This is a genomic window from Peribacillus asahii (assembly GCF_004006295.1).
GTDB classification, from domain to species: Bacteria; Bacillota; Bacilli; order Bacillales; family DSM-1321; genus Peribacillus; species Peribacillus asahii_A.
Genome location: NZ_CP026095.1, coordinates 4,537,501 through 4,550,000, shown reverse-complemented (window position 1 = coordinate 4,550,000; position 12,500 = coordinate 4,537,501). Strand labels below are relative to the sequence as shown.

At 40.4% G+C, this 12,500-nt stretch carries 9 protein-coding genes and 3 rRNA genes (2 of these 12 only partly in view); 4 read left to right on the top strand and 8 right to left on the bottom strand.

Annotation, left to right across the window (positions count from 1 at the left end; genetic code table 11):
- Both BAOM_RS22390 and rrf read left to right on the top strand, forming a co-directional pair.
- Nucleotides 1–1,626: ribosomal RNA gene (locus BAOM_RS22390) — 23S ribosomal RNA — on the top strand; it begins 1,307 nt to the left of the window's first position.
- 62 nt (nucleotides 1,627–1,688) lie between these two features.
- Nucleotides 1,689–1,804 (top strand): 5S ribosomal RNA (gene rrf, locus BAOM_RS22385).
- A gap of 592 nt (nucleotides 1,805–2,396) precedes the next feature.
- On the opposite strand, the gene BAOM_RS22375 is transcribed toward rrf, so the two are convergent.
- The 4 genes from BAOM_RS22375 to BAOM_RS22360 form a co-directional block, all read right to left on the bottom strand.
- Entirely contained in the window at nucleotides 2,397–3,716 is a 1,320-nt protein-coding gene (locus tag BAOM_RS22375; RefSeq protein WP_127762175.1) for a GntP family permease, read from the bottom strand.
- Nucleotides 3,717–3,758: 42 nt separating this feature from the next.
- Complete coding sequence (gene hisD, locus BAOM_RS22370; RefSeq protein ID WP_127762174.1) at nucleotides 3,759–5,042, bottom strand: histidinol dehydrogenase; 1,284 nt, start codon at nucleotides 5,040–5,042, stop codon at nucleotides 3,759–3,761.
- A gap of 183 nt (nucleotides 5,043–5,225) precedes the next feature.
- On the bottom strand, nucleotides 5,226–6,212 hold the full coding sequence (locus BAOM_RS22365; protein WP_127762173.1) for a LacI family DNA-binding transcriptional regulator: 987 nt from the start codon (nucleotides 6,210–6,212) through the stop codon (nucleotides 5,226–5,228).
- Nucleotides 6,213–6,453: 241 nt separating this feature from the next.
- Nucleotides 6,454–6,651, bottom strand: coding sequence for an IDEAL domain-containing protein (locus BAOM_RS22360; protein WP_127762172.1), 198 nt, complete (start codon nucleotides 6,649–6,651; stop codon nucleotides 6,454–6,456).
- 458 nt (nucleotides 6,652–7,109) lie between these two features.
- Here BAOM_RS22360 and BAOM_RS22355 point away from each other — a divergent pair, with 458 nt between their 5' ends.
- The gene (locus BAOM_RS22355) at nucleotides 7,110–7,643 is read left to right on the top strand and encodes a dihydrofolate reductase family protein (protein WP_127762171.1); all 534 of its coding nucleotides are present in this window, start codon (nucleotides 7,110–7,112) and stop codon (nucleotides 7,641–7,643) included.
- A gap of 24 nt (nucleotides 7,644–7,667) precedes the next feature.
- Here the strand turns inward: BAOM_RS22355 and BAOM_RS22350 are convergent, their stop codons facing one another.
- From BAOM_RS22350 to BAOM_RS24680, 4 genes are all read right to left on the bottom strand, one after another.
- Complete coding sequence (locus BAOM_RS22350) at nucleotides 7,668–8,582, bottom strand: DMT family transporter (protein WP_127762170.1); 915 nt, start codon at nucleotides 8,580–8,582, stop codon at nucleotides 7,668–7,670.
- Nucleotides 8,583–8,754: 172 nt separating this feature from the next.
- The gene (locus BAOM_RS22345; RefSeq protein WP_257467490.1) at nucleotides 8,755–9,183 is read right to left on the bottom strand and encodes a PA2169 family four-helix-bundle protein; all 429 of its coding nucleotides are present in this window, start codon (nucleotides 9,181–9,183) and stop codon (nucleotides 8,755–8,757) included.
- A gap of 1,115 nt (nucleotides 9,184–10,298) precedes the next feature.
- Complete coding sequence (locus BAOM_RS22340) at nucleotides 10,299–10,598, bottom strand: transposase (protein ID WP_127762168.1); 300 nt, start codon at nucleotides 10,596–10,598, stop codon at nucleotides 10,299–10,301.
- A gap of 165 nt (nucleotides 10,599–10,763) precedes the next feature.
- On the bottom strand, nucleotides 10,764–10,925 hold the full coding sequence (locus tag BAOM_RS24680; protein WP_164853315.1) for a hypothetical protein: 162 nt from the start codon (nucleotides 10,923–10,925) through the stop codon (nucleotides 10,764–10,766).
- A gap of 540 nt (nucleotides 10,926–11,465) precedes the next feature.
- Between BAOM_RS24680 and BAOM_RS22335 the strand changes: the two genes are divergently transcribed.
- Nucleotides 11,466–12,500: ribosomal RNA gene (locus tag BAOM_RS22335) — 16S ribosomal RNA — on the top strand (it continues 515 nt past the right edge of the window).

The following is a 12,500-nucleotide window of genomic DNA, read 5'->3' as shown; positions in this document are numbered from 1 at the left end:
GAGTAGCGAAAGAAGGGTGAGAATCCCTTCCACCGAATATCTAAGGTTTCCTGAGGAAGGCTCGTCCGCTCAGGGTTAGTCGGGACCTAAGCCGAGGCTGAAAAGCGTAGGCGATGGACAACAGGTTGATATTCCTGTACCACCTATACATCGTTTGAGCGATGGGGGGACGCAGGAGGATAGGGTAAGCGCGCTGTTGGATATGCGCGTCCAAGCAGTTAGGCCGGAAACGAGGCAAATCCCGTTTCCATGAAGGCGGAGCTGTGATGGCGAGGGAAATAGAGTACCGAAGTTCCTGATTCCACACTGCCAAGAAAAGCCTCTAGCAAGATGTAGGGTGCCCGTACCGCAAACCGACACAGGTAGATGAGGAGAGAATCCTAAGGTGTTCGAGAGAACTCTCGTTAAGGAACTCGGCAAAATGACCCCGTAACTTCGGGAGAAGGGGTGCTCATTAGGGTTTATAGCCTTGATGAGCCGCAGTGAATAGGCCCAGGCGACTGTTTAGCAAAAACACAGGTCTCTGCGAAACCGCAAGGTGAAGTATAGGGGCTGACACCTGCCCGGTGCTGGAAGGTTAAGAGGAGAGGTTAGCGCAAGCGAAGCTTTGAATTGAAGCCCCAGTAAACGGCGGCCGTAACTATAACGGTCCTAAGGTAGCGAAATTCCTTGTCGGGTAAGTTCCGACCCGCACGAAAGGTGTAACGATCTGGGCACTGTCTCAACGAGAGACTCGGTGAAATTATAGTACCTGTGAAGATGCAGGTTACCCGCGACAGGACGGAAAGACCCCGTGGAGCTTTACTGCAGCCTGATATTGAATTTTGGTACAGCTTGTACAGGATAGGTAGGAGCCTGTGAAGCCGGAGCGCCAGCTTCGGTGGAGGCGTTGGTGGGATACTACCCTGGCTGTATTGACATTCTAACCCGCACCCCTGATCGGGGTGGGAGACAGTGTCAGGTGGGCAGTTTGACTGGGGCGGTCGCCTCCTAAAAGGTAACGGAGGCGCCCAAAGGTTCCCTCAGAATGGTTGGAAATCATTCGTAGAGTGTAAAGGCACAAGGGAGCTTGACTGCGAGACCTACAAGTCGAGCAGGGACGAAAGTCGGGCTTAGTGATCCGGTGGTTCCGCATGGAAGGGCCATCGCTCAACGGATAAAAGCTACCCCGGGGATAACAGGCTTATCTCCCCCAAGAGTCCACATCGACGGGGAGGTTTGGCACCTCGATGTCGGCTCATCGCATCCTGGGGCTGTAGTCGGTCCCAAGGGTTGGGCTGTTCGCCCATTAAAGCGGTACGCGAGCTGGGTTCAGAACGTCGTGAGACAGTTCGGTCCCTATCCGTCGTGGGCGCAGGAAATTTGAGAGGAGCTGTCCTTAGTACGAGAGGACCGGGATGGACGCACCGCTGGTGTACCAGTTGTCTTGCCAAAGGCATCGCTGGGTAGCTATGTGCGGACGGGATAAGTGCTGAAAGCATCTAAGCATGAAGCCCCCCTCAAGATGAGATTTCCCATAGCGCAAGCTAGTAAGACCCCTGAAAGATGATCAGGTTGATAGGTCAGAGGTGGAAGCGTGGCGACACGTGGAGCTGACTGATACTAATCGGTCGAGGACTTAACCAATTATTTCAATGATAGTCTTTCCCTATTATCTAGTTTTGAAGGAACAATCCTTCTACATAATGTCTGGTAATGATGGCGAAGAGGTCACACCCGTTCCCATTCCGAACACGGAAGTTAAGCTCTTCAGCGCCGATGGTAGTTGGGGGTTTCCCCCTGTGAGAGTAGGACGTTGCCAGGCAAAAGCGAACAGCCCCAAGTAGTAGGGGGCTGTTTTTTTGTTTATGAAAAAGGAAAACCCTAGGACTAGCCTAGGATTCAAAGGGCTTTCAGCGTAGTATTAAAAACTTCTCTAAATACAGAAGATAAGTAATATATAGCAAAATCATGAAAGGCATTAAAAAAATACTCCACGCACTAAAATACGATGTAATCGTCACAAAAATTCTAGTGTACCCAGATAGTATGTGGCAACATTCGGAAGAAACAAGAAGGTAATAGAAGAACGTATACATAATCAGATTCAAGATGATACAGTCGCAGAATAATTAGGTATGATGGAATATATTAATCTATTCACAGATAAGAGGTAAAGAAAAAGAAATGGAAGCAAAGAGCAGATCTTTTTGAGGTTCGGTCAGTAACAAAGGCTTTCGGTCGCAGAGAGAACCATCCGTTAAGGATGATTTTTATTTCTTCCTTGATCAGGTCATTAAGACATTGGCTTTTCTGACGGTAACTTTAATGCACACATAAAAGCCGTATGCAGCATCGCTACATACGGCTTTATGAATAAGAATAAGAAAGTAAAAGCGCTTTCTTTTATTTCTAACTTAAATCCCCAAACCAATCGAGAACAAGATAACAGCAAGAACTACTGCCACAATTGGTACAATTACTGTCATCGCACCAAATGCAGGGTACGCGTCCTTATGTGTTTCACCAGCGATGGCTCTAATTGTTGTTACAGCATATCCCCCGTGAGGTAATGAATCTAATGTACCAGATGAGATGGATACCGTTCGATGCAGGGCTTCTGCGTTAACTCCCAAATCTAAATAGTGCGGAGCAAGAATAGGGAGTGCAATGGATTGACCACCGGATGAAGAACCTGTTAATCCGGCGATAACCATAACGGCTAAAGCTCCTCCGATTAATGGATATCCTGGAATGCTCGTCATGAAATCAACTGCCGTGCTAAATGCAGGTGTTATTTTGGCAACTCCTCCAAAGCCAACTACCGCAGCCGTATTCCCAATCGCAATAAGTGCACCAGCTGTTCCTTCACTAACTGCATCCCAAAAGTTCCTGAAATATTTTCTGTTTAATAACCATGTGGCAATAATACCGCTTAGTAGGGCAAGAATCAAAGCAGATTGGGCTAACGACTCATGGAAAATAAATGCCACGATAAGAACAGCTAATAAAGGAATTAAACTTAATAATGGATGTGGTAAGTTTGTTCTTATCTCGGTATTATCTGTTTCTCTTTCAATAAAATGCTCGCCATTTTTAACAGCTTTTTTAATCATTTTCATGAGCCAGATATATCCGAATATAAGCATAAATACAGCTGTAATTAAACTAACTTCCCATCCTGCATACGGGCTTGTTTGTAAGTAAGGAATAGGAATCCAGTTTTGAATTTCAGGTGATCCTGCAGAAGTCATAGTAAACGTAGTAGAACCAAAAGCTAATGCTGCTGGTATAAATCTTCTAGGTAAATTTGCTTCTTTAAATAAACTGACTGCCATTGGATATACAGCGAAAGCTACGACGAATAAACTAACGCCTCCGTATGTTAAAACTGCACAGGCAAGAACGACAGCGAGCACAGCGTGTTTCATTCCGATTTTTGAAACAATCCAATGTGATACACTTTCTGCGGCACCGCTATCCTCCATAACTTTACCGAAAATAGCACCTGCTAAGAACATCAAATACCAGGATGTGATGAATCCTGCAAAGCCACTCATGTAACCAGTAATAAAATCTACTTCTCCTTTAGCCGCAAACTGCGGGAATAGAGGCACTCCGTTCAGCACTGCTACGAACAGTGCTGAGATTGGAGCAACGATTAGTAGATTCATGCCTCTCATGACGAGAACGGTTAATAAAATTAAGCCTCCAATTAACCCAAACATACTTATCATATAAGCTACCTACCTTCTGTATATAAAGGACCAGATATTCCTTTATTCTTTATTTCCGTACTTGCGAACACGTAGTAATGCTTGTTCAGCGTGACCAGCGAAGTTTTCTAATTGGCAAAGTCTAGCTGCGTATTCACCAATATAGGCACTTTGTTCTGGTGATGTAACTTTTTGATATGTAACCGTTTTTAAGAATTTACCTACCCAAAGTCCGCCAGTATATCTTGCTGCACCTTTTGTAGGTAACGTATGATTTGTTCCGATTACTTTATCTCCGTAAGCAACATTCGTTTCAGGTCCTAAGAATAAGCAGCCGTAATTTGTCATATTCTCTAAGAAGAAATCAGGGTTTTTTGTAAGGATTTCAACATGTTCGAATGCTAATCGGTCTGCCTCTTTTAAAGCCTCTTGCTCGTCTTCAACTAAAATGATTTGTCCATAGTCTTCCCAAGACACTCTTGCTACATCAGCTGTAGGCAAAATTTGTAATTGTCTTTCAATCTCTTTAACTGTTTCATCAGCAATTTCTTTAGAAGTTGTGATTAATGCTCCTGGTGAAGTTGGTCCGTGTTCACCTTGTCCTAGAATGTCTGTTGCAATCATTTCCGGATCACTTGTTTCATCAGCAACAACTAGTGTTTCTGTTGGGCCGGCAAATAAGTCGATACCAACGCGGCCATATAATTGACGTTTTGCTTCAGCAACAAATGCGTTGCCAGGTCCAACGATCATATCTACAGGTTCAATTGTTTCTGTACCGATTGCCATTCCAGCCATCGCTTGGATTCCGCCAAGAATATAAATTTCGTCAGCTCCAGCTTTATGCATTGCATAGACCGTTGCAGCTGGAATCTCTCCATTAATCGGTGGAGTGCAGGCGATGACTCTTTTAACACCTGCTACTTTAGCCGTCAGTACACTCATATGTGCGGAAGCAACCATTGGATAACGTCCTCCAGGAATGTAGCAGCCGACACTGTTTACTGGAATATTCTTGTGTCCAAGAATAACACCTGGCATTGTTTCTACTTCAATATCTGCCATAGATTTTCTTTGTTCTTCTGCAAATCTTCTAATATTGTTTTGGGCAAATTCAATATCTTCTACAGTTTGTGCCGGAATAGAAGCACAGATTTCCTCGATTTGCTCTTCCGTTAAACGAAAGCTTTCAGGACTCCATTTATCGAAGTTTTCCGATAATTCTCTGATAGCTTTATCGCCTTCTTCTTCAATTTTCTTAATAGTAGAACTAACTATTTCAGAAACCTTTGCATCGTCCTTTTGAATATCTTCCGCTACTTTACCTTGTTTTAAATAAATTGCCATATTACAATCTCTCCCTTTTTTATAATGTGTTGCATACGTATGCAAAACTGAGAAAAAAAGAATTTGCATACGTATGCAAAGAGGTTTAAGTTTTTGCATCCGTATGCAAAAACATGATTTATCATCGCTTGTATAGAATACTAAGGTAAACGTTTACAATTGTCAATATAAAAAATTTTCATACTATTTTGTGGTTTTGCGATGAATAAAGTGACCCTTTAGTTTAACTGTTTGATACTGGTTATGATTTGAATCGGACATTAATAAATGAATGGTTTCGTCAACCATTTGCTCTATAGGCTGTACCCAAGTTGATAGGGCATAATTAGGCCAAGATGACATTTTTATATCATCAAATCCGATTACAATTGTCTCATCTGGAACAGAAATATTTTTTTCCTTTAGCGCATCTAACGCGCCTAAAGCTGTTATATCATTAGCTCCAAAAATGGCTTCAGGTCTATGTCCAGTTTCCAGCATATTTTTTGTAAGATTAAAGGCCTTTTCGTATGTGTAATCTCCTTCTAATATCGTGATATCGATCCCTTTATTTTTAAAAAAGTCTGTAAATCCTTTCTGTCTGTCTTGGCTTGTGGATGTATTAATTCTCCCTGTAATAAAAACGATATCTCTATGCCCTTTTTCGTAAATATAGGCAGCAATTTCGTTGGCAGCGCTGATATTGTCACAGCTGACAGAATTACATAATAAATTTTTATCATGTCGGTTGAATAATGTGACAGGAATATCATAATCTTGAAGTTTTGCCACAACTTTTGAAGAGAGAAGGGCATCCGTTACAATAACAGCTTCTACGTTGTATTCTAAGAAATGATTAATTTCTTCTTGTTGAATTTCTTCATTTTCCGTATACACAAATAACACGGAATATCCTTGTGCTCTTAGCCTTTTTGTAAATATCCCTAAAACTTCATGATAGAAGGGATTCTGGATATCTTTCATTGCTAGGCCAACCATATTCGTTTTTCTTGTAATGAGTCCTCTTGCTAATGCATTAGGTTGATAATCCAATTCTTCTGCTACTTTCAATACTTTCTTTCTTGTTTTTTCTGAGACGCTTGCTCCCGGTGTAAACACCCGTGATACCGTCGATTGAGATACATTTGCCAATTTAGCAACTTCCATTGCTGATACAACTTTCCTTACCATGTATATACCCCTAACTTAATATATTGTTTGTTAATATAGTTGAAAATACTGAACTTTTCAAGTGGGGAATTGCCAATGCAAGTGTACTATTGTCCCTCGAGTCATCATAACTCTATCATTATAGCAAAACACAAATATATTTAACGTTTTATTTGCAAAAGAGAAGGGACAATAAAAAGAAGCCTTGTCCAGGCTTCTTACGCTGTTTTATCTTAAAATCATTTCGATGTATATAACAGATTTAAGAAATACGTTTTAATTCTTCTGTTAATCGTAGGAATTCTTCTTTGTTTCGATTCTCTAATGATCGATCGATCTCTATTCGAAGTTGCTCTTTTCGGAAATCACAAAGGACTTTGTTTAACACCATTTCAGCAAATTCGGAATCCATGATATTTACCTCATTAATTGTTGGTGTGCTAAGCAAATTCTTTTTCATTGAAAATCAACTCCTTGACCTTTTTTTTATTATAACAATAGTTTTCAGAAAATTCAAATACTTTTATTGATTGTTATTGGTAGTTTTTTGTTATTTATATCATTTATATCCGGTTGGTTTTGGTTTTTAACCAATAATAATAATAATAGGGTAAATTTATCTTATTTCTTAGGTTGATTAGGAAGGTTATTATAAAATTGATGAAACAAACATGTGAGGTAAGAGTTTAGATTAAATTGGTTTTTATCAATGAAATTAGACAACACTAATTGGCTTTCTCTTGACATCATTTTGCCTCCTTTAAGATAACTTCCTTATCTCTATCATTACCAAACTATCAATTTTTTATACACCTATAAATGATTTTGATTTTGATTTTGAGGTGCCTGTCACTCCCCGGAATTTGTCGAAGTAGATTAGAATGTGGAGTGGGAACCATTGTAAAAAAGGAGGATATAATGAAAAACAATCGAAAATTAGTCTTGTTCATTGCTGCGAGTTTGGATGGCTATATCGCTGCAAAAGATGAATCTTTAGATTGGCTATATAAGGTTGAAGGCGAAGGGGATAATGGTTATTCGGAGTTTTATGAAACGATAGATATCGTTTTAATGGGCAGAAGAACGTACGATTGGATTCTGAAAAATGTAACAGGGGATTTCCCTTACAAGGATAAGGAATGCTACGTTTTTTCGAGATCTGCAACCGGGGATAATGAAGAGGTCAAATTTGTTAAGGATAATATCGTTGGCTTCACTAATGAACTAAAACAACAAGAAGGAAAAAATATTTGGGTTGTTGGTGGGGGAGAATTGTTACATTCTTTTTTAAAGGAAAAATTAATCGATGAACTTATACTGACAGTGGCTCCAACTTTAATAGGCAACGGTATTCCGTTATTTAAAGAAGATGATCTTCATTTGGAGTTGTCTTTAAAAGGTATTAAGCGTTTCAATCAATTTGTTGAACTTCATTATGAAGTCCAGAAATAAACGACTCAGCTAATAATGAGTCGTTTATAGGGATAATTCATTAGAAATCACGGATTTTTTAGTCTTTTTTGATGTTTCTTGAACAATAATGACAGCCGCAATAACTAGAAATATCCCGAAGTATTGCCATACATTCAATTTTTCGTGGAAAATTAAAAAACCTACTAGAGATGCAACGACCGGTTCGATTGTAGCGATTATAGATGCTTGGCTTGATTCTATTGTGTTTAATCCTTTTGTATAAAAAATAAAGGGCAGCATGGTTGAGAGAAAGCCAAGACCTATTATGTATACCCATACTTTTATATCTGCAAATAAAGGAACCACGAGCCACAATCCACTAAAAGGGGTTACTGCAATAGCTGCGAACAAAAACGTATAGGCAGTAACAGTTAAAGAGTTGTATTTTCTGAGTGCAAATTTCCCGAATATACTGTATAGCGCATAAAAAAGACCTGAACCAAGTCCAAGAATGAGTCCATATAGTGAGATAGATTCATTCGTATTTGGGAGTATGCCAATAACAAATGAGCAACCAATAAATGTTATAAGTAAGGCTAAAATCTTTCGTGTCGTTAGTAATTCTTTAAAAATGAATCTTGAAAAAATAGTGACAAAGGCAGGTGCTGTGTAAAGAAGAATGGTTGCAACTGAAATAGATGTTTCTTTAATCGCGCTAAACACACACCAATTAAACAGGACAAAACTAAAAATGCCGGTTCCAATAAAATATTTACTATCAGTTACTTTGATTTTTAAAAGCTGGCGATTCTTAAAAATGATATAAAGCACTAAAAATAAAGTTGCGGATAAGGCGCGAATTGTAACAACCTGTATCGGCGAAAAGCCCATTTCATAAAGAGATGTTACAAATAGACCGATAATTCCCCATAACGAAGCCCCTGTACCAATCAATAGCAATGCTAGTTTGTTATCCACTGGGCCTTTTCCTCCTTTCAGTTAGACATACTATATACTAACAAATGTTAGATATAGTGGATACAAGGTGAGGGCTCTTTGCGTTGGCTTGTGCCCACTTTTTTCGAAAAATAAAACTAGAAGGAATCAGCGTTGATTCCTTCTAGTGAAAAATATTAATTTGACGGGATTATTAATGTAATAAATGCCGTAATTCTTCAACCTGTCTTCGGCTAGTATCAATCACTTTTTCAGCGATTTTTTTACTCTCCGGATCTAAATCGCCCTTTACAAGTTCCTCGGAATATTGAACGCCGTAGTTATCTAATCCTTCTAAGGCGTCCTTAATAATCTTGTTTGTATCATCAGGAAGCATGACTTTATGCATAAAGCTGTGCATGGATCCAGAGACACCTTCATCGTCGGCCGGAACTCCACCTAGATTCTGAATACGTTCCGCTATTTGTTGAGCACTCAGCTTTACATCCTCCTGCATAGACTGAAATGTTTTCTTTATCTTCTCATCGTCTACCTTTTGGATATAATGTTCAAACGAACGTATTCCCATATATGTACCTCTTAATAAAGTATTTAATTCTTCGATGATAACCTCTTTTTCCACAAAATCGCCTCCTTTTCCTTTTATTATGCTGCCTAGGGGGTGAACTATTCGTAGCTTGTTTGAGTATTGAGTGTGATTCATTTTCGTGGGAATAAAAAAGCGCTGCCACAAAAGTCATGAAAAATGGCTTTCGGGGCGGCCCCTCCGTTTAGTTGAACGATTATTCTCCTTAGACATTCCTTTTTTGCTGTCTTTAAAGTGAGTTAAAGGACAAAAATGAGAAATCCGGCTAGGGAAATGTCCTTCATTAGAGTTGTGAAGGACAAAAGTGAGAAATCCGGTCAGGAAAATGTCCTTCATTAGGGTTGTGAAGGACAAAAATGAGAAATCTGGCCAGGGAAATGTCCTTCATCAGGGGTGTGAAGGACAAAAGTGAGAAATCCAGTCAGGAAAATGTCCTTCATCAGAGTTGTGAAGGACAAAATGAGGGAATTAGACAAGGGAAATGTCCCTTACCAAAGCTTTGAAGAACAAAATCTAGGAAATAAGAAAAGGAAGGGAAAGTCCCTTTGGTTCTTTTTCAGGAACGTCTAAAACAAAGAATAGCAACAACTAAGATTATGAGCCCTATCAATAATAAAGGCATAATACCTGAACTATATACAATGTAAACTTTAATGTTGCGGATAGCATTGACGACAAGGAATATGAGCAAGAAAACACACAAAATAAGGATGAGAGGCATATTTTTACGTCTATGCAAAGCAACCAGCCCCTTTGTAGAAGCTTATTACGGTCTGTTATAAAGCCCTATGCTTATCATACCTTGTATTATCTGACCACTCCCACGGCTGAAGCCAGTGGGGTTCTTTCTCGCAAACATTCCACTTACAAACTTCCACAGGAAGGTGCAGGGGTGAAACTTGGGCGAGCAACTTTTGAGAGAAAAACAGTCTTTCAAAAGGGCAAGGTCGGTGCCACTACGCCATTCGACTGGCGATACTTGGTTCTTTCTTCGGTTTATCCTTGGGATGTTTCGTTTTTTGTCTGATTTCTTCAGATTAGCGGAGGGGGAACTTGTGCGCATAGTGACGGGATATATCTTCCTTTCAAATAAAGAAGGCCCAAGAAAACTGAAGAGTAATTGGAAGACGGTAGCAAAATAAATCCGCTTTTTAATTTGAATGACTGATATCATTCAATGTATGTAAAGTAAGTGTATAGAGTAGATATACGCCTAAATATGCCCCTGTTAGTAAGAAAAGAGGGTTGAGAAATAAAGCGTGGATATTGGTCATGAATACTGTTTGATCTTCGATGATTTGATGAATGGAGATAGAAGCGATATTCCCAAAAATAAGTGCTGATAAAATCGCTGCTACATGAAAAATAATCCGAAATATAAACCATTTTCTTTGAAGTATAATCATTAGTGCGGGAGCGATGATACTGCCCAAAATTAAAAAAATCTCCATCTTTATCACCTCATAATCATTCTTCACTATACAAAGGAGAAGTAAACAGCATTTAAATACATTGAGGCTGAAGAGGAAGAACGTGGTTGACGTTGTAATTTGAACTCCCCCCACCTGCTCATTAGGCTTTCCTGTTCACCTTCCTTAAGGTGGGGGCTCGTAAAACTAGAATCGGTCTTGGTTATCTCTATTAGCTGTTATGTCGCGATAAGGCATGATGCTTTTTTCTATCTGTTCATAGTCTGTTGTTCCGAGTTCTTTCAATACATTGGGAATCTCTTCTTCAGGATAGCCGTAATCGCGCAGCAACTGTTTAATCTGTTCCATTCATTAAGTCTCCGTTCACTTGTATTTTTATTTCAGAAATATAAAGGATTTCTCTTATCTTGTTCGTTATAGTAAGGCGACATACAAAAAAAGTTTCATCAGAGTATAGTTTTTTCAAAAGGATGTTGACTTCTTTATGTTGAAATAGTAGTATTGTAATTCCCGTTAAGGGGTTCTAGCCAAATAGATGATTTTTAAGAAGTTAACGAATAATAAAAGTTGATAAAAAGTACTTTTAAAAAGATGTTGACTTTTTTATATTAAAATAGTAACATTGTAATTCCTACTAAGAATTCTACAAATGATTTTTTAGTAGGTGCCGAGAAGTTAATGAAGATGGAAGTAGATGTCTAAAGTTAATTTCTAACGTAAAAAAATATTTTAAAAAAGTTATTGACTGACTTTGAAAAGTCATGTTATGATAACAAATGTCGCTAAGACAACATAGTTCTTTGAAAACTAAACAAAACAGAAACGCCAACGTTAATTTTTTAAGTGAGTACACACTATTAAAAAAGTACAACATGAGCAAGTCAAATTCTATCGGAGAGTTTGATCCTGGCTCAGGACGAACGCTGGCGGCGTGCCTAATACATGCAAGTCGAGCGAATCAATGGGAGCTTGCTCCCTGAGATTAGCGGCGGACGGGTGAGTAACACGTGGGTAACCTGCCTGTAAGACTGGGATAACTTCGGGAAACCGGAGCTAATACCGGATAGTTTCTTTTCTCGCATGAGAGGAGATGGAAAGATGGTTTCGGCTATCACTTACAGATGGACCCGCGGCGCATTAGCTAGTTGGTGAGGTAACGGCTCACCAAGGCGACGATGCGTAGCCGACCTGAGAGGGTGATCGGCCACACTGGGACTGAGACACGGCCCAGACTCCTACGGGAGGCAGCAGTAGGGAATCTTCCGCAATGGACGAAAGTCTGACGGAGCAACGCCGCGTGAGCGAAGAAGGCCTTCGGGTCGTAAAGCTCTGTTGTTAGGGAAGAACAAGTACGAGAGTAACTGCTCGTACCTTGACGGTACCTAACCAGAAAGCCACGGCTAACTACGTGCCAGCAGCCGCGGTAATACGTAGGTGGCAAGCGTTGTCCGGAATTATTGGGCGTAAAGCGCGCGCAGGCGGTCCTTTAAGTCTGATGTGAAAGCCCACGGCTCAACCGTGGAGGGTCATTGGAAACTGGGGGACTTGAGTGCAGAAGAGGAGAGTGGAATTCCACGTGTAGCGGTGAAATGCGTAGAGATGTGGAGGAACACCAGTGGCGAAGGCGACTCTCTGGTCTGTAACTGACGCTGAGGCGCGAAAGCGTGGGGAGCAAACAGGATTAGATACCCTGGTAGTCCACGCCGTAAACGATGAGTGCTAAGTGTTAGAGGGTTTCCGCCCTTTAGTGCTGCAGCTAACGCATTAAGCACTCCGCCTGGGGAGTACGGCCGCAAGGCTGAAACTCAAAGGAATTGACGGGGGCCCGCACAAGCGGTGGAGCATGTGGTTTAATTCGAAGCAACGCGAAGAACCTTACCAGGTCTTGACATCCTCTGCCAACCCTAGAGATAGGGCGTTCCC